14 protein-coding genes are annotated in these 18,729 nt (G+C 53.7%); 4 read left to right on the forward strand and 10 right to left on the reverse strand.

The annotated features are described in order from the left end of the window. Positions 1–14: 14 nt before the first annotated feature. From aroA to NQ842_RS16495, 3 genes are all read right to left on the reverse strand, one after another. Positions 15–1,298 (reverse strand): 3-phosphoshikimate 1-carboxyvinyltransferase, encoded by a 1,284-nt coding sequence (aroA, locus tag NQ842_RS16485; RefSeq protein WP_125366187.1) that lies wholly within the window; start codon positions 1,296–1,298, stop codon positions 15–17. 68 nt (positions 1,299–1,366) lie between these two features. Then, positions 1,367–2,455, reverse strand: coding sequence for a 3-phosphoserine/phosphohydroxythreonine transaminase (serC, locus tag NQ842_RS16490; RefSeq protein ID WP_163281287.1), 1,089 nt, complete (start codon positions 2,453–2,455; stop codon positions 1,367–1,369). A 162-nt stretch (positions 2,456–2,617) separates the two neighbouring features. Then, on the reverse strand, positions 2,618–3,310 hold the full coding sequence (locus NQ842_RS16495; protein WP_014831284.1) for a DUF421 domain-containing protein: 693 nt from the start codon (positions 3,308–3,310) through the stop codon (positions 2,618–2,620). A gap of 127 nt (positions 3,311–3,437) precedes the next feature. Between NQ842_RS16495 and ycaO the strand changes: the two genes are divergently transcribed. The 4 genes from ycaO to pflA all read left to right on the forward strand — a co-directional run bounded on the left by ycaO (position 3,438) and on the right by pflA (position 9,735). Continuing rightward, a complete protein-coding gene (gene ycaO, locus NQ842_RS16500) occupies positions 3,438–5,198 on the forward strand; it encodes a 30S ribosomal protein S12 methylthiotransferase accessory factor YcaO (protein WP_257256078.1) in 1,761 nt (586 codons plus the stop codon). Between the two features lie 406 nt (positions 5,199–5,604). Beyond that, positions 5,605–6,462 carry a formate transporter FocA gene (gene focA / locus NQ842_RS16505; protein ID WP_013097310.1) on the forward strand — a complete coding sequence of 286 codons (858 nt, stop codon included), beginning with the start codon at positions 5,605–5,607 and terminating at the stop codon, positions 6,460–6,462. 51 nt (positions 6,463–6,513) lie between these two features. Beyond that, on the forward strand, positions 6,514–8,796 hold the full coding sequence (pflB, locus tag NQ842_RS16510; protein ID WP_014831282.1) for a formate C-acetyltransferase: 2,283 nt from the start codon (positions 6,514–6,516) through the stop codon (positions 8,794–8,796). 198 nt (positions 8,797–8,994) lie between these two features. After that, positions 8,995–9,735, forward strand: a complete 741-nt coding sequence (pflA, locus tag NQ842_RS16515) for a pyruvate formate lyase 1-activating protein (RefSeq protein ID WP_014831281.1) — start codon at positions 8,995–8,997, stop codon at positions 9,733–9,735. A gap of 35 nt (positions 9,736–9,770) precedes the next feature. On the opposite strand, the gene NQ842_RS16520 is transcribed toward pflA, so the two are convergent. The 7 genes from NQ842_RS16520 to rarA all read right to left on the reverse strand — a co-directional run bounded on the left by NQ842_RS16520 (position 9,771) and on the right by rarA (position 18,721). Then, on the reverse strand, positions 9,771–10,298 hold the full coding sequence (locus NQ842_RS16520; protein ID WP_046888151.1) for an anti-virulence regulator CigR family protein: 528 nt from the start codon (positions 10,296–10,298) through the stop codon (positions 9,771–9,773). A gap of 123 nt (positions 10,299–10,421) precedes the next feature. Continuing rightward, positions 10,422–11,570 carry an MFS transporter gene (locus NQ842_RS16525; protein WP_047362275.1) on the reverse strand — a complete coding sequence of 383 codons (1,149 nt, stop codon included), beginning with the start codon at positions 11,568–11,570 and terminating at the stop codon, positions 10,422–10,424. A gap of 274 nt (positions 11,571–11,844) precedes the next feature. Beyond that, positions 11,845–12,708 carry a dimethyl sulfoxide reductase anchor subunit family protein gene (locus NQ842_RS16530; RefSeq protein ID WP_050859803.1) on the reverse strand — a complete coding sequence of 288 codons (864 nt, stop codon included), beginning with the start codon at positions 12,706–12,708 and terminating at the stop codon, positions 11,845–11,847. A 1-nt stretch (position 12,709) separates the two neighbouring features. Next, positions 12,710–13,327 (reverse strand): dimethylsulfoxide reductase iron-sulfur subunit DmsB, encoded by a 618-nt coding sequence (gene dmsB / locus NQ842_RS16535; RefSeq protein WP_046888148.1) that lies wholly within the window; start codon positions 13,325–13,327, stop codon positions 12,710–12,712. 10 nt (positions 13,328–13,337) lie between these two features. Beyond that, the gene (gene dmsA, locus NQ842_RS16540; protein ID WP_257256079.1) at positions 13,338–15,782 is read right to left on the reverse strand and encodes a dimethylsulfoxide reductase subunit A; all 2,445 of its coding nucleotides are present in this window, start codon (positions 15,780–15,782) and stop codon (positions 13,338–13,340) included. A gap of 210 nt (positions 15,783–15,992) precedes the next feature. Then, positions 15,993–17,285, reverse strand: coding sequence for a serine--tRNA ligase (gene serS, locus NQ842_RS16545; protein WP_126794943.1), 1,293 nt, complete (start codon positions 17,283–17,285; stop codon positions 15,993–15,995). Between the two features lie 92 nt (positions 17,286–17,377). After that, positions 17,378–18,721 (reverse strand): replication-associated recombination protein RarA, encoded by a 1,344-nt coding sequence (rarA, locus tag NQ842_RS16550; RefSeq protein WP_046888146.1) that lies wholly within the window; start codon positions 18,719–18,721, stop codon positions 17,378–17,380. Between the last annotated feature and the right edge of the window lie 8 nt (positions 18,722–18,729).

Raw genomic sequence — 18,729 nt, forward strand, 5'->3', positions numbered from 1 at the left:
GCGGCATTATGTCATCAGGCCAGTGTACTGATGCGGGACAGCTGTTCGAAATAGTCCGGGAAGGTTTTCGCCGTACATTTCGGATCGAGGATCGTAACAGGTGTATCGGACAGCGCCACCAGCGAGAAGCACATCGCCATACGGTGATCGTTGTAAGTGCCAATTTCCGCGAACTGCAGTTTTGCCGGAGGTGTCACGCGAATGTAGTCTTCGCCCTCCTCCACGTCAGCCCCCACTTTACGCAACTCGGTGGCCATCGCGAACAGACGATCGGTCTCTTTTACGCGCCAGTTGTAGATGTTGCGCAGCGTCGTGGTGCCTTTGGCAAACAGCGCAGCGGTGGCAATGGTCATTGCCGCGTCAGGAATGTGGTTCATGTCCATATCGATGGCGTTGAGTTCACCATGTGTACAGGCGATGAAATCATCCCCCCAGGTCACCACCGCCCCCATTTTTTCCAGCACATCAGCAAAACGAATATCGCCCTGCACGCTGTTACGGCCAATACCGGTCACTTTCACGGTACCGCCTTTAATCGCCCCTGCTGCCAGGAAGTAGGAAGCAGATGAGGCGTCACCTTCAACCAGGTAGTTGCCCGGAGACTGATACTGCTGCGCCCCCCGCACCACGAAACGCTGATAAGACTGGTTTTCCACCTCAACGCCGAAGGTTTTCATCAGATGCAGGGTGATATCAATGTACGGCTTAGACACCAGGTCGCCCTTGATGGTGATAACCGTATCCTGGGGTGCCAGCGGAGCGGTCATCAGCAGTGCCGTCAGGAACTGGCTGGAAACGCTGCCGTCCACCTCAACGTTGCCGCCGCTAAAGCCACCGCGAAGGCGCAGTGGGGGGTAATTCTCTTGCTCCAGATACTCAATCTGCGCACCGCCCTGACGAAGGGCGTCCACCAGATGGCCGATCGGGCGCTCTTTCATGCGCGGCTCGCCGGTCAGAACAATGTTGTTGCTGCCCAGACACAAGGCGGCAGCCAGTGGACGCATGGCGGTTCCCGCGTTACCCAGAAACAGCTCCAGTTCCTCGGCTGAACGTAGCGCACCGCCATTCCCCGTTACTTCACAGCGGGTACGGTCGTCAGACAGCGTGTAATGAACTCCCAACGCTTTCAGCGCATTGAGCATATGGCGCACGTCATCGCTGTCCAGCAGGTTAGTGAGGACGGTGGTGCCGTTTGCCAGAGCTGCCAGCAGCAGAGCGCGGTTCGAGACACTTTTTGAACCAGGCAGATTAATGGTGCCATCTACCCGCGCGATAGGTTGTAACGTCAGGGATTCCATGAAACTTAACTCTCAACTCAACATAATAAATACCCCGCAGCAGGGCTACGGGGGTGAAAACAGCGCAATTAACCGTGGCGACGTTCGAAGTCAATCATGAAATCGGTCAGGGCCTTAACGCCTTCCAGCGGCATGGCGTTATAGATAGAGGCGCGCATGCCGCCCACCACACGGTGGCCTTTCAGCGCATGCAGACCTGCGGCGAAGGACTCTTCCAGGAAAACTTTATCCAGGTTGCTGTCCGCCAGCTGGAACGGCACGTTCATGCGGGAACGGTTGGCTTTCGCCACATCGTTACGATAGAAATCACTCTTATCAATCACGCCGTACAGCAGCTCAGCTTTCTGCTGATTGATCTTATCCATCTGTGCCACGCCACCGTTTTGCTTCAGCCATTTGAAGACCAGGCCGGAGAGATACCAGGCAAAGGTCGGCGGGGTGTTGAACATGGAGTCGTTATCGTTCAGCACGGTGTAATCGAGAATCGACGGGCAGGATTTATGCGCTTTACCCAGCAGATCGTCACGCACGATGACGATAGTCAGTCCTGCAGGGCCGATATTTTTCTGCGCACCCGCATAGATGACACCGTAGCGGCTGACGTCAATCGGCGCAGAGAGAATGGTAGAGGAGAAGTCAGCGGTAACCACCACGTCTTTACCGAAGTTCGGCGTCTCGTCGATGGCAATCCCGTCGATGGTTTCGTTCGGGCAGTAGTGCAGATACGCGGCGTTGTCAGAGAGCTGCCACTCGCTCATCGGCTTCACGGCACGAAGGCCATCAACGGTTACTTTGGCGTCGATGACGTTTGGCGTGCAATATTTATGCGCCTCTTTCACCGCGCTGGCAGCCCAGTAGCCAGCGTCAACATAGTCTGCCGTGGTTTTGTCGCCCAGAATATTCAGCGGTACGCCAGCAAACTGGCCGCGTCCACCACCGTGGCAGAACAATACTTTGTAGTTCGAAGGAATGTTCAGCAGATCGCGAAAATCCTTTTCTGCCTCTTCCGCCACCTGAATAAATTCTTTACCACGGTGGCTGATTTCCATCACCGACGTACCCAGACCGTTCCAGTCACAAAGTTCCTGTTGAGCCTGTTTAAGCACGTCTGCCGGTAACATTGCCGGACCTGAACTGAAATTAAAGACTTGAGCCATTTCCCCTCACCACGCTAAAAGCCATAAGTTATAACTGTGGATATCGGTTTTATCATTCAGTGACACGCGCCGCAATGTCTAAAACTTATGACCGGTGAAATGTGCCCGTCGTCACACAATACAATCTGCCGCCTCGCTGTCACAAAACCGACAAAATGGCTGTCAGATAAGGCGTTTAGCCCGGCTAACCTTCGTCCATTCCGGATTTGTACAGCGGGGGCATAATTGATGATCGCCTACCTGCATGGAGACGACATGGCTGCATCTTACACAGGCATACTCGCCGGACTCCGGCACTGTCTTAAACCGTTCGACCAACATATCCGGCAGAATACACAACCCCGGCTTCACTTCGTCGTCGGGATAGTAATACACACTGATTTGCCCATTGGTTTCCATTATCGCCAGACGCACCTGCCCAAGCTGTTCCACGCTATTCAGACGCAGCTCCATGAAGAACTCAAATTCGGTCATATTGGCGCTTTGGACATTTTCCCAGGCCAACTGTCCATCCTCAACGATAACGACAGGCTTCCCTTCAAGCATGTCTTCCAGCTTTTCGCTTTTCGACATCAGCCACATGACCAGCCGGTAAAGCAGCGCCAGCGTGACGAAGACAATAAACACCGGCACCATTGGTACATCATCATAAAAAGCGACATCCCCCGCCGCTGAGCCCAGCGTCAGAATGATCAACACTTCAAACAGCGACATCTGCCGCACACCGCGCCGACCAGTGATTTTAAGAAACAGAAAGACCAGGACGAAGGTATACAGGCTACGCAGCGCCACTTCGCCTAAAAATTCGGGTGGGACTTTATCAAACGCCATCCTCTGGAGATCGAATGCTTTCATTTTTCTATGCCTTAACAGTCAGTTACTGACAGTAAGCATAGCCCAGTCTTTTATTTTCGCCGGAGATAGCACCTGTCACGCAAAACCCGTATCATTGCGCGCTTTACGTACGATAAAAGTGAACGCCATGACTCAAACGTTTATCCCCGGCAAAGACGCCGCTCTGGAAGATTCCATCGCTCGCTTCCAGCAGAAACTGACCGACCTGGGCTTTAATATCGAAGAAGCCTCCTGGCTCAATCCAGTGCCTCACGTCTGGTCCGTGCATATTCGCGATAAAGACTGTGCACTGTGCTTTACCAACGGTAAAGGCGCGACGAAAAAAGCGGCGCTGGCTTCTGCGCTGGGTGAGTATTTTGAACGTCTGTCGACCAACTACTTCTTCGCCGATTTCTGGCTGGGTGAAACCATCGCTAACGGCCCGTTCGTTCACTATCCCAATGAAAAATGGTTCCCGCTGACCGAAGACGATGAACTGCCGGAAGGTATTCTCGATGCGCGCCTGCGTGCGTTCTACGATCCGGAAAATGAACTGACCGCCAGCATGCTGATCGATCTGCAATCGGGTAATGAAGAGCGTGGGATCTGCGCCCTGCCGTTCACCCGTCAGTCTGATGAACAGACCGTTTACATCCCGATGAACATTGTCGGTAACCTGTATGTGTCTAACGGCATGTCCGCCGGTAACACCCGCAATGAAGCGCGTGTGCAGGGGCTGTCAGAAGTGTTTGAGCGCCACATTAAAAACCGCATCATTGCTGAATCCATCAGTCTGCCTGAAATTCCGGCCGACGTGCTGGCGCGCTATCCGGGCGTGGTGGAATCCATTGCTAAGCTGGAGGCAGAAGGCTTCCCTATCTTTGCGTATGATGGCTCGCTGGGCGGTAAATATCCGGTTATCTGCGTTGTGCTGTTTAACCCGACGAACGGCACCTGCTTCGCCTCCTTCGGCGCGCATCCTGACTTTGGCGTGGCGCTGGAGCGTACCGTCACCGAGTTGCTGCAGGGCCGTAGCCTGAAAGATCTCGATGTATTTACTCCACCAACCTTTGACGACGAAGAAGTGGCCGAGCATACCAACCTCGAAACCCACTTCATCGACTCCAGCGGTTTGATCTCCTGGGACATGTTCAAGCAGGACGCAGACTATCCATTCGTCGACTGGAGCTTTGCCGGTACGACCGAAGAAGAGTTCGCTACCCTGATGGCCATCTTCAACGCGGAAGATAAAGAAGTCTACATTGCTGACTACGAACACCTGGATGTTTACGCCTGCCGTATTCTGGTGCCGGGCATGTCCGATATCTATCCGGCTGAAGATCTGTGGCTGGCGAACAACAGCATGGGTGCGCACCTGCGTGAAACGCTGCTGGCCCTGCCGGGCAGCGAGTGGGAAAAAGAGGATTATCTGAACCTGATCGCCCAGCTGGACGACGAAGGCCATGATGACTTCACGCGCGTACGTGAGCTAATGGGTCTGGCTACCGGCAAAGACAACGGCTGGTATACCCTGCGCATCGGCGAGCTGAAAGCGATGCTGGCGCTGGCTGGTGGCGATCTGGATCAGGCCCTGGCCTGGACCGAGTGGACCATGGAATTCAACCAGTCAGTGTTCTCTGCCGAGCGCACCAACTACTACCGCTGCCTGCAAACCCTCCTGCTTCTTGCGCAGGAAGAGGATCGTGAGCCACTGCAGTACCTGAACGCCTTCGTGCGCATGTACGGTGCCGAGGCGGTAGAAGCCGCCAGCGCGGCCCTGAGCGGCGAAGCGCCATTCTACGGACTGCAGGCGGTAGACAGCGATCTGAAAGCCTTCCCTGCGCATCAGTCGCTGTTGAAGGCCTATGAAAAACTGCAGAAAGCAAAAGCCGCTTACTGGTCAAAATAAGCGCATATAACATTATCAGCAGTAGGCGTATTTAATCGTCTGGGCTATATTACGGGGCAATTTCATTGCCCCGTTTTTTATTTTTTTCGGCAATGAACGTTGAATGTAATAATAAAGTTAAATATGGGTAAATATAATAATATTTACCCGGGCTTTACTGTTACTTTTTATGGCAAATACTCCATATTAATTAACTGTTCCAGAGGTGGCCGACCGAAAAAATTCAACTCTTTTCATAACTTTTAAAATTTATTTTTATACGGATAATCAAAAACTTACACCGCATTTGTCGTAAAACCATACACACTGCGGGCCTATAAGCCAGGCGAGATATGATCTATATCAATTTCTCTTCTATAATGCTTTGTTAGTATCTCGTCGCCGACTTAATAAAGAGAGAGTTAGTGTGAAAGCTGACAACCCTTTTGATCTTTTACTCCCTGCTGCGATGGCCAAAGTTGCCGAAGAAGCGGGTGTCTATAAAGCAACGAAACACCCGATGAAGACGTTCTATCTGGCGATCACGGCCGGTGTGTTCATCTCAATCGCGTTCGTCTTCTACATCACTGCCACCACCGGTACTGCCGCGATGCCTTACGGCATGGCCAAACTGATTGGCGGCATTTGCTTCTCACTGGGTCTGATTCTGTGCGTTATCTGCGGCGCCGACCTCTTCACCTCAACGGTGCTGATTGTCGTAGCAAAAGCCAGCGGAAGAATTACCTGGGGTCAACTGGCGCGCAACTGGCTTAACGTCTATGTTGGTAACCTGATTGGCTGTCTGCTCTTTGTTTTGTTGATGTGGCTCTCTGGCGAGTATATGACCGCCAACGGCGGCTGGGGACTGAACGTCCTGCAGACCGCGGACCACAAAATGCACCACACATTTATCGAAGCGGTTGCACTTGGCATCCTCGCGAACCTGATGGTCTGTCTGGCGGTATGGATGAGCTACTCTGGTCGTAGCCTGATGGACAAAGCCATGATTATGGTTCTGCCGGTTGCGATGTTTGTTGCCAGCGGCTTCGAGCACAGTATTGCGAACATGTTTATGATCCCAATGGGTATTGTAATCCGCAACTTTGCGAGCCCGGAGTTCTGGACTGCAGTTGGTTCAACCCCGGAAAGTTTCTCTCACCTGACTATTATGAATTTCATTACTGATAACCTGATCCCTGTCACTATCGGGAACATTATCGGTGGGGGTCTGTTAGTTGGGTTGACATACTGGGTCATTTACCTGCGTGGCGACGATCATCATTGATGGTTATCTCAGGCAGTAAATAAAAAATCCACTTAAGAAGGTAGGTGTTACATGTCCGAGCTTAATGAAAAGTTAGCCACAGCCTGGGAAGGTTTTGCGAAAGGTGACTGGCAGAATGAAGTAAACGTACGTGACTTCATTCAGAAAAACTATACCCCGTATGAAGGTGACGAATCCTTCCTGGCTGGCGCAACTGACGCGACAACCAAGCTGTGGGACAGCGTAATGGAAGGCGTAAAACTGGAAAACCGCACTCACGCGCCAGTTGATTTTGACACCTCCGTTGCTTCCACCATCACTTCTCACGATGCTGGCTACATCAACAAAGCCCTTGAGAAAATCGTTGGTCTGCAGACTGAAGCACCACTGAAACGTGCGATCATCCCGTTCGGTGGTATCAAAATGGTTGAAGGTTCCTGCAAAGCGTACAACCGCGAGCTGGACCCAATGCTGAAAAAAATCTTCACCGAATACCGCAAAACCCACAACCAGGGTGTATTCGATGTTTACACCAAAGACATTCTGAACTGCCGTAAATCTGGCGTTCTGACTGGCCTGCCAGATGCCTACGGCCGTGGTCGTATCATCGGTGACTACCGTCGCGTTGCGCTGTACGGTATCGACTTCCTGATGAAAGACAAATACGCGCAGTTCGTTTCCCTGCAGTCCGATCTGGAAAACGGCGTAAACCTGGAAGCGACTATCCGTCTGCGTGAAGAGATCGCTGAACAGCACCGTGCGCTGGGTCAGATCAAAGAGATGGCTGCTAAATATGGCTGCGATATCTCTGGTCCTGCAACTAACGCTCAGGAAGCTATCCAGTGGACCTACTTCGGCTACCTGGCCGCCGTTAAGTCTCAGAACGGTGCAGCAATGTCCTTCGGTCGCGTATCCACCTTCCTGGATGCGTACATCGAACGTGACCTGAAAGCAGGTAAAATCACCGAGCAAGACGCTCAGGAAATGATTGACCACCTGGTCATGAAACTGCGTATGGTTCGCTTCCTGCGTACTCCTGAGTATGATGAACTGTTCTCTGGTGACCCAATCTGGGCAACCGAATCTATCGGTGGTATGGGCGTAGATGGCCGTACTCTGGTTACCAAAAACAGCTTCCGCTTCCTGAACACCCTGTACACCATGGGTCCTTCTCCGGAGCCAAACATCACCGTTCTGTGGTCTGAAAAACTGCCTCTGAACTTCAAGAAATTCGCCGCTAAAGTGTCCATCGACACCTCTTCTCTGCAGTATGAGAACGATGACCTGATGCGTCCGGACTTCAACAACGACGACTACGCTATCGCATGCTGCGTAAGCCCAATGGTTGTTGGTAAACAAATGCAGTTCTTCGGTGCGCGTGCAAACCTGGCGAAAACCATGCTATACGCTATCAACGGCGGCGTTGATGAAAAACTGAAAATGCAGGTTGGTCCTAAGTCTGAACCAATCAAAGGCGATGTGCTGAACTATGACGAAGTCATGGAACGCATGGATCACTTCATGGACTGGCTGGCGAAACAGTACGTTACTGCACTGAACGTTATCCACTACATGCACGACAAATACAGCTATGAAGCTTCGCTGATGGCGCTGCATGACCGTGACGTTATCCGTACCATGGCGTGTGGTATCGCAGGTCTGTCCGTTGCTGCTGACTCCCTGTCTGCAATCAAATATGCGAAAGTTAAACCAATTCGTGACGAAGACGGTCTGGCTATCGACTTCGAAATCGAAGGCGAATACCCGCAGTTTGGTAACAACGACGCTCGCGTTGATGACATGGCGGTTGACCTGGTTGAACGTTTCATGAAGAAAATTCAGAAACTGACCACTTACCGTAACGCTATCCCGACTCAGTCTGTTCTGACCATCACCTCTAACGTTGTGTATGGTAAGAAAACCGGTAACACCCCAGACGGTCGTCGTGCTGGCGCGCCATTTGGCCCAGGTGCTAACCCAATGCACGGTCGTGACCAGAAAGGTGCTGTTGCCTCTCTGACTTCCGTTGCAAAACTGCCGTTTGCTTACGCGAAAGATGGTATCTCTTACACCTTCTCTATCGTGCCAAACGCGCTGGGTAAAGACGACGAAGTGCGTAAAACCAACCTCGCGGGTCTGATGGATGGTTACTTCCACCACGAAGCGTCCATCGAAGGTGGTCAGCACCTGAACGTGAACGTCATGAACCGTGAAATGCTGCTCGACGCGATGGAACACCCTGAGAAATATCCTCAGCTGACCATCCGTGTATCTGGCTACGCAGTACGTTTTAACTCCCTGACGAAAGAACAGCAGCAGGACGTTATCACCCGTACTTTCACTCAGTCCATGTAACTGGAATTGACTGAAATCACGCGTTAAAAAGCGTACAATAAAGGCTCCACGTCAGTGGGGCCTTTTTCTTCCCCACCCCAGTCTCTTTTGGCCGCTATCTATACTGAATGGATAACAGCCAAAACAGACTCGACATAGCCTTTGAGCTGTGCATCTACACAGGCCCCTGGATGGGCCAAATTCGGAGATATCACCGCAATGTCAATTATTGGTCGCATTCACTCCTTTGAATCCTGTGGCACTGTTGATGGCCCGGGCATCCGTTTTATCACCTTTTTCCAGGGCTGCCTGATGCGCTGCCTGTACTGCCACAACCGTGACACATGGGATACGCACGGCGGCAAAGAAGTGACCGTTGAAGATCTGATGAAAGAGGTGGTGACTTACCGCCACTTTATGAATGCGTCCGGCGGGGGCGTCACCGCATCCGGTGGTGAAGCCATTCTTCAGGCGGAATTTGTGCGCGACTGGTTCCGTGCCTGCCACAAAGAGGGCATACACACCTGCCTCGACACGAACGGGTTTGTGCGCCGCTACGATCCGGTCATCGATGAATTGCTTGAAGTCACCGATCTGGTCATGCTCGATCTCAAACAGATGAATGATGAGATCCACCAGAATCTGGTTGGTGTGTCCAATCACCGTACGCTGGAGTTCGCCAAATATATTTCAGCCAAGGGTATCAAAACCTGGATCCGCTATGTCGTCGTTCCTGGCTGGTCTGATGATGATGATTCCGCACATCGCCTGGGCGAATTTACCCGCGATATGGGCAACGTTGAGAAAATTGAGCTTCTGCCCTATCACGAACTGGGTAAACACAAATGGGTGGCGATGGGCGAAGAATATAAGCTTGATGGCGTTAAGCCGCCGAAGAAAGAGACGATGGAGCGCGTGAAAGGTATTCTGGAACAATACGGACACAAGGTCATGTATTAAAAAAGAGGCCCGGTGATAACCGGGCCTCTTTGTATTTATTTAAAGACGCCGTTAATTACGGAAGTCACAATCGCAGTACTCAGCGCGACCAGAACCAGATCGTCACCGACCACACGCCATTCATAGCCAGGATAGGAAGGAAGCTGGCCCAACATGTCGGCTGGCACGGTTTTCTTCGCAATACCTGGAGGCAGTGGTTTACCGCGCGCGAGGTTTTTAGCAATGCCCGGCGGCAGGGATTCATACCCCGTTAATCCATAGTTCAATGCCAGATGACGAGCATGATCGAAGCTCACGCGAGCATCAACATCATCACTGACGCTTTTATTCGATTTACCCGGGTTATCCTGACCACTTTTTTTATTGCCATGGGTATCGGACTTACCGTTGCCATGATTGCCGGAATTCCCGTTGCCGTGATTACCGCCATTACCTTGTCCGCCACTGTTACCGTGACCACCACCGCCATTCCCGTTTCCAGGGTTAGCCATGACCGGTGCTGTAGCAAACGTTAAAGACAACACTACTGCCAGTGCGGTAGTGGTTAAACGACGTGTAGCCATGATTGCTGCCTTTTAGTGTTAGAACTCACCTGAATTATCGCCTGGCGCGATAAACAAACAATGCGTAAAATTCCTATATGTGATGGGGATAAAAAAGCCAGTCAATGACTGGCTTTTAATTCATCAGGCATGTGCCACTGGCGTGGGATGTTCGCCCGCTTTTCGCAGTAACATTAAAAGATAAATAAACGACACGCTGGCAATCATGATAAACAACAAATTGTCGGAATAATTCTGCATCAGCATCGCGGTAAATGTCGGCCCCAGCAAACTGCCAATGGTATAGCTTAAAAGCAACGCCTGGTTCATCGCCACCAGCTGGTGATGTTCAACTTTTTCACAGGCCCACGCCATCGCGACCGGATAAAGAGTGAAACCTGCCGCCCCCAGAATAAACAGCGCAGGCGCCATCGCGGCATTACTGAGCATGGCAAGGCAGCCCATAATCACCACGAAGACCTGGACGCGCAACACCAGCAGGCGCCCAAAACGGTCTGCCAGACGGCCAATCGGCCACTGTCCGACGATGCCCGCGCTGACCATTACCGCCATCCAGAAGCCGATCCCGGAATCACTGACGCCCTGGTGGTTCAGATAGAGCGGCATCAAGCCATAAAGTGAACCCAGTACAATCCCGGAGATGATGCAGCCGTTCACGCCCAAACGCGCCTGACGCAGTCTCAGCATCGGCCAGACGTGGGTCGCTTCCTGATGTTCACTGTTCTGATTCACAATGCGTGTAAAGAGCAGCGGCAGGATCGCCGCCAGCACCATGCCCGTGACCCACGGCAGAACGCTCATCAGGTCGGTCGGCAGTTTGCTGACCATCAATTGCCCAAGCACGGTTCCGACGTAATAGACCATCATATACGCTGCCAGCAGACGTCCCCGGTTGCGTGAGGTACCGCTGCACATCAACGCACTTTCGACCACAACCCAAATCATCGCGCAGCCTACGCCAGCAATAAAGCGCCATGCCATCCAGCTCCAGAAGCCGACCATCAGGCCCAGCCCGGCACATCCGGCAGCGAAAATCAGCGAGGCCAGATAATAGCTGCGGTTAAAGCCAACGCGCTTAATCAGACTTCCCGTCATCAGGGTGCCCAGCAGGTTCCCCGTGAAAAAGGACGAGCTGACCATACCCACCTGCCAGGTCGGTAAGTTTTCATGGGCGAGCCATAGCGGGACGAGCGTATTTAACACTGCGATCGCCAGGGTCAGCAGAAGGAGGCCACAGAGCAACAGAAGCACTGGCCGGGTATAGGTGGTCATGGATTAAAAACCGTGAGGAAGTTCAGATTTCGTGCGCATCATGCCACTGGCAAAAACAAAGTCAATCCACCGATTCAGGCGTCACGCACGATATGTGCCATGTCGATTTAAAAAACTCATCCTGCTAATGCAAAGCCTGCTACAGATATTAATTATCTATTTGTTTTTATTTATTTCAGGGAATTTTTATTACGAAACATCAGTCGAAAAATTTCATGAATGAAAAAAGAAAAGCCGGGCGCTATGTCCCGGCTTTTTATAACAAAAAATAAAATCAGCTGGCGATAGCCATACCAACGGTCATATGCAGACCGTAAAACACACCGCGCCCAATCAACTCCCCTGCCAGCACCAGCACAAAGGCCAGCGACAACAGCGGTAGCGCAGGCTGATAACCTTTAAGCTGAGGAGCAATCCAGAATACCAACGCCGCTACCAGCAGGACGACACGCCAGGCCATCAGAGAACCGTAATCTGGCACCAGGGCTGAGGCCTGCTGAATGGAGCTGTGAATGGTTGCCAGCTCAGCGCCCTGCATCAGGGCAACCATTGCGCTGACTACCAGCGCCAGCAGCGAAACGGCTGGCAGAAGGCGCATCGCCCAGCCGTCCACACCCGCCACGCGCAGCAGCAGGTAGCCCAGCAGCGGCCCACCGATAAACATCGTCAGGAAGAAACTCAGTGGCGTCCAGACGCTATACCAGGTGGGAACGGTATCAATAGTGTTGTAAACCCGCACCATCATCCACACGAAGACCACACCCAGCACCATCGTGACCACCAGCCACACGTTGCGCAGCCCCGCAGGAAGCTTTTTCAGGGCTGTCAGCAGCCAACCTAGCCCGCCGACAGCAAAGAAGATCGCCCCGCTGGCAATTTCGTTACTGAGCGAAGACGCCCCCACGCGATTGAGCGAGTTGAATGCGCGCATTGGCGAGCCGAGGTGCAGCGTAGAGGCAATAAAACCGATCCCCATCAGCACCCACAGTCCAAACATACTCAGCACCACACGCTGCTGCTGTTCAGCCTTCAGATCGCCTTTCATTAACGCCAGAGCGAGCACAATAAAGCCGCCCACCACACACTGCCCAAAGACCGTGAAGATCATCAGCGGCCATTCATGCCATCCACTTCCCATCTCACACCTCCTTCGGGTTTGCCAGATAGCCGGTGGTATCTCCCGTCGGGCGGCTGTTGGCGTTAGGTTTAATCACAATGCTCGGCTTCGTGAAGTGCGCGGACGGCAGCGGCGCGACGGCCGCAAGCTGGCCGTGTTTTTTACGCAGCTCGTCAATCGGACCGAAGTCCAGCGCCCGCAGCGGACAGGACTCCACGCAAATCGGCTTTTTGCCGTCGGCGACGCGGTCGTGGCAGCCGTCGCACTTGGTCATGTGGCCTTTCGCGGCGTTGTACTGCGGCGCACCGTACGGACAGGCCATATGGCAGTAGCGGCAGCCAATGCAGACATCCTCATCCACCACCACAAACCCGTCGTCACGCTTGTGCATCGCCCCGCTCGGACACACTTTGGTGCAGGCCGGGTCTTCACAATGGTTACAGGCAATCGACAGGTAATAGGCAAAGACGTTCTGATGCCAGACGCCGTTATCCTCCTGCCAGTCGCCGCCCGCGTATTCGTAGATCCGGCGGAAGCTGACGTCCGGGGTCAGGTCTTTGTAATCCTTGCAGGCCAGCTCGCAGGTTTTGCACCCGGTACAACGGCTGGAATCAATAAAAAATCCATACTGGGTTGTCATCGGTTACTCCTTACACCTTCTCAACCTGAACAAGGTTTGTGTGGGACGGGTTGCCTTTCGCCAGTGGCGACGGGCGCTGCGTGGTCAGTACGTTAATACTGCCCGCCTGGTCGATGCGGTTTGCATCCGGGCTGTACCAGGCGCCCTCTCCCAGCGCGACAACGCCAGGCATCATGCGCGGCGTCACTTTGGCTTCAATATGCACCTCGCCACGACCGTTAAAGATACGCACGCGATCGCCATTGCTGATGCCGCGCGCTTTCGCATCCATCGGGTTTATCCACATCTCCTGGCGGCAGGCGGCTTTCAGCACATCAACGTTGCCGTAGGTGGAGTGAACACGCGCTTTATAGTGGAAACCGGTCAGTTGTAGCGGGAATTTCGCGGTCAGCGGATCGTTATAGTTTTCAAACCCTGGCGTGTAGATCGGCAGTGGATCGATAACATCCCCTTCCGGCAATTCCCAGGTCGCGGCAATGTTCGCCAGCGCTTCGGAGTAAATCTCGATTTTGCCCGATGGCGTGGTCAGCGGATTCGCCTGCGGATCGTCTCGGAAGGCTTTGTACGCCACGTGATGCCCTTGCGGATCGCGCTGTTTATAGATGCCCTGCTTGCGGAAGGTATCGAAGTCCGGCAGGTCAGGGATCGCTTTACGGGAAAGTTCATGCAAATGACGCATCCACTCTTCCTGAGTACGGCCCTCGGTGAACTGTTGTTCGACGCCAAGACGTTTCGCCAGCTCAGAGGTCATCTCATAGATAGTTTTGCACTCGAAACGCGGTTTGATGGCCTGGTCGGTAAAGATCACGTAAGACATGTTGCCGCAGGAGGCATCCAGCGCGAAATCCATCTGCTCAGAGGCGGTGCAATCCGGCAGCAGAATATCCGCATATTTCGCCGATGAGGTCATGTGGCAGTCGATCACCACAATCATCTCGCACTTCTTGTCATCCTGCAGGATTTCATGGGTGCGGTTGATTTCTGAGTGCTGGTTAATAAGACAGTTACCGGCGTAGTTCCAGATCATCTTGATCGGCACATCCAGCTTGTCTTTACCCCGTACGCCATCGCGCAGGGCGGTCATCTCCGGGCCACGCTCAATGGCGTCGGTCCACATAAACATGGAGATGCTGGTCTGAACCGGGTTTTCCAGGGTTGGCATCCGTTCAAACGGCAGCGAATACGAACCTTCACGCGCGCCGGTATTCCCACCGTGAATACCCACGTTACCGGTCAGAATGGAGAGCATGGAAATAGCACGGGTGGCGATTTCGCCATTCGCGTGGCGCTGCGGCCCCCAGCCCTGGCTGATATAGGCCGGTTTCGCTGAACCGATTTCACGCGCCAGCTGGACAATACGTTCCGCCGGTATCCCGGTGATGGTGGATGCCCACTCCGGGGTCTTCGCCACGCCGTCACTGCCCTGGCCCAGAATATACGCCTTGTAATGCCCATTGGCAGGTGCACTGGCGGGCAGGGTTTTCTCGTCATAACCGACGCAGTATTTATCGAGGAACGGCTGATCGACAAGGTTCTCGGTAATCATGACCCACGCCAGCGCGCTGACCAGTGCCGCATCGGTACCCGGACGAATAGGGATCCACTCATCTTCCTGGCCTGCGCCTGTATCGGTATAACGCGGATCGATAATGATCATACGGGCGTTAGATTTGGCACGAGCCTGCTCGAGGTAATAGGTTACCCCACCGCCGCTCATGCGCGTTTCACCGGGGTTGTTTCCGAAAAGCACCACCAGTTTACTGTTTTCGATATCGGAGGGACTGTTACCGTCTGCCCAGCCACCGTAGGTGTAGTTCAGGCCTGCAGCAATCTGCGCAGAAGAGTAATCGCCGTAGTGATTGAGATAACCGCCGCAGCAGTTCATCAGACGCGCCACCAGCGTTTTGCCTGGTGGCCATGAGCGGGTCAGCGTTCCCCCGAGCGTTCCGGTGCCATAGTTCAGGTAGATGGATTCGTTGCCGTACTCTTTTATCAGACGCTGCATATTGCTGGCGATGATCTCGTAGGCTTCATCCCAGCTGATGCGCTCGAACTTCCCTTCCCCGCGCTTACCGACGCGTTTCATCGGGTACTTCAGACGGTCTGGGTTATAAACCCGGCGGCGCATTGAGCGGCCACGCAGACAGGCGCGAACCTGATGCAGCCCGTCGTAGTTATCGTCACCGGTGTTGTCGGTTTCGACGTATTTAATTTCGCCATCCACCACATGCATCCGTAATGGACAACGGCTACCACAGTTTACGGTACAGGCACTCCACACCACATTTTCCGGGGCTGTAGCCGGGGACAATGCATCCGCCGCCGACGCCAGTCGGGTAAAAGGGAGAGTGAAGGCACTGCTGGCAACGGCGAGACCGCCAATTGCCGTGGTTTTCATCAACCCACGGCGAGTGACCTCGGCAGCCATTAACGCTTCAGGCGCTTTGATTTTCATAAAGACTCACTTTGGTTGCTCACAAAGAAAAAGGGGCGGAATTAACCGCGATATCGTTTTATAGATAACGAGCAAATGCGTTATGCGTGTTTTATGCTGGCTTTCATTCGGAGGAGTATTACTACTTTAGAGGGAGGGGGTATTGCGTCTTATCAAACCCAGGGTATAAAAAAAGCGCCAAAAGGCGCTTTTTTGTTGTAAGGCAAAGAATTAGCCGATGTACTGCTGGCCTTTCATGTACGGGCGCAGCACTTCAGGGATCTCAATACGTCCGTCCGCCTGCTGGTAGTTTTCCAGCACGGCAACCAACGTACGACCGACAGCCAGACCAGAGCCGTTCAGGGTATGCACCAGACGGGTTTTCTTGTCAGACTTGCTGCGGCAGCGTGCCTGCATACGACGCGCCTGGAAATCCCAGACGTTAGAGCAGGAGGAGATTTCACGGTAGGTGTTCTGCGCAGGTACCCACACTTCCAGATCGAAGGTTTTGCAGGCGCCAAAGCCCATATCACCGGTGCACAGCGCCATACGACGGTACGGCAGGCCGAGCAGCTCCAACACTTTCTCCGCGTGGCCGGTCATCTCTTCCAGCGCGTCCATGGACTCTTCCGGACGAACGATCTGTACCATCTCAACTTTATCGAACTGGTGCATACGGATCAGACCACGCGTGTCACGGCCGTAAGAACCCGCTTCAGAGCGGAAGCACGGAGAGTGCGCCGTCAGTTTGATTGGCAGGTCGTCTTCGTCGATGATCTCATCACGCACGAGGTTGGTCAGCGGCACTTCCGCGGTTGGGATCAGCGCGTAGTTGCTGCTGTCGGCTTCCTCATCCAGCGGACGGGTGTGGAACAGATCGCCGGCAAATTTCGGCAGTTGTCCGGTACCGTACAGGGTATCGTGGTTAACCAGATACGGAACGTAGGTTTCGCTGTAACCGTGCTGCTCAGTGTGCAGATCCAGCATGAACTGTGCCAGCGCACGGTGCAGATGGGCAATCTGACCTTTCATCACCACGAAGCGAGAACCAGTCAGCTTCACGGCTGCCGCAAAGTCCAGGCCCGCGTGCATTTCGCCCAGAGTAACGTGATCGCGAACCTCGAAGTCGAATTTGCGAGGTGTCCCCCAGCGCTTCACTTCAACGTTGTCATTTTCGTCTTTACCGACAGGAACGCTGTCGTCAGGAATGTTCGGGATAGCCAGGGCGATATCACGAATTTCGGCCTGAAGAACATCCAGCTCAGCTTTCGCCTGGTCCAGCTCTTCACCCAGTTTGTTCACTTCCAGGCGTAATGGCTCAATGTCTTCCCCGCGCGCTTTCGCCTGGCCGATGGACTTCGATCGAGAGTTACGCTCTGCCTGCAGATTTTCAGTTTGTACCTGCAGAACTTTACGACGCTCTTCAAGAGCGCGCAGCTTATCTACATCCAGCTTAAAGCCCCGGCGTGCCAGTTTTTCAGCGACTGCGTCTGGCTCATTACGCAGCAGATTGGGATCGAGCATGCTTATCCTGTGCTTATCGAATTAAAATAGGAAAATGTGGCCACAGCCTGCGGCCACAGGGATACAATGCCAACATTACCGCAACGACTGAACTAACGGTAGCGTTTTATAGGGCTATTTTGATCCTGTCCGGCGAGCCAGGCGAGCTTTTCGCCAATCTTGCCTTCAAGACCTCTGTTTGTGGGGTGATAATAGCGGGTTTGTGCCATTTCCTGCGGGAAATACTCCTCCCCGGCCGCGTATGCATTGGGTTCATCGTGGGCGTAACGATACTCCTGCCCGTACCCCATCTCTTTCATCAGCTTCGTTGGTGCATTACGCAGATGCACCGGCACATCGTAGTCCGGTCGTTCACGTGCATCCGACATGGCCGCTTTGAACGCGGTATAGACGGCATTGCTTTTCGGCGCGCAGGCCAGATAGACAATCGCCTGAGCAATGGCACGCTCACCTTCTGCTGGCCCGACGCGGGTAAAGCAGTCCCAGGCCGAAAGCGCCACCTGCATGGCGCGCGGATCGGCATTGCCAACATCTTCTGAGGCAATCGCCAGACAGCGACGCGCCACGTACAACGGATCGCCACCGGCAGTGATAATGCGTGCGTACCAGTAAAGCGCGGCATCCGGCGCGCTGCCACGTACAGACTTATGCAGCGCCGAAATCAGATCGTAAAAGCGATCGCCTTTGTTATCAAAACGCGCGCTACGCTCACCGGCAATTTCGGTCAACAGTTCCGGTTTTAACACCCGTTTGCCGGCGTCGTCGACTTCGGCCATATCGGCCATCATTTCCAGGGTATTCAGCGCCCGCCGCGCATCGCCGTTGACCAGCTCAGCAATGGCCCGACGCGTGTCGTCTGGCAGGATAATATCCTGCCCGCCATAGCCGCGCGCTTTATCCTCCATCGCCTGAATGAGGACTTTTTCAATATCCTCGGTGGTCAGCGATTTGAGCAGGTAGACGCGCGCCCGGGAAAGCAGTGCCGAGTTGAGTTCAAACGACGGGTTTTCGGTGGTGGCACCGATGAAGAAGATGGTGCCGTCTTCGATGTGCGGCAGGAACGCATCCTGCTGACTTTTATTAAAGCGGTGGACTTCGTCCACAAAGAGGATGGTTCGTCGACCGGCGTTACGGTTCTGCCGCGCGCGCTCGATCGCCTCACGGATCTCCTTCACACCGGATGTGACGGCCGAGATGCGCTCAACGTCCGCGTTAGCGTAGCGGGCAATCACTTCAGCAAGCGTGGTTTTACCGGTACCGGGTGGTCCCCAGAGGATCATCGAGTGCAGATGCCCGGCCTCTATGGCTCGCGGCAACGGCTTCCCCGCAGCCAGCAGGTGCTGCTGGCCAATATACTGAGCTAAATTTTCTGGCCGCATACGCGCGGCCAGAGGTTGAAACGCATTATCCGAAAAATCGAGCGACAGGTTGCCCACTCATGCCT

The organism is Enterobacter cloacae complex sp. R_G8 (assembly GCF_024599795.1).
In the GTDB taxonomy this organism is placed as follows: Bacteria; Pseudomonadota; Gammaproteobacteria; order Enterobacterales; family Enterobacteriaceae; genus Enterobacter; species Enterobacter dissolvens.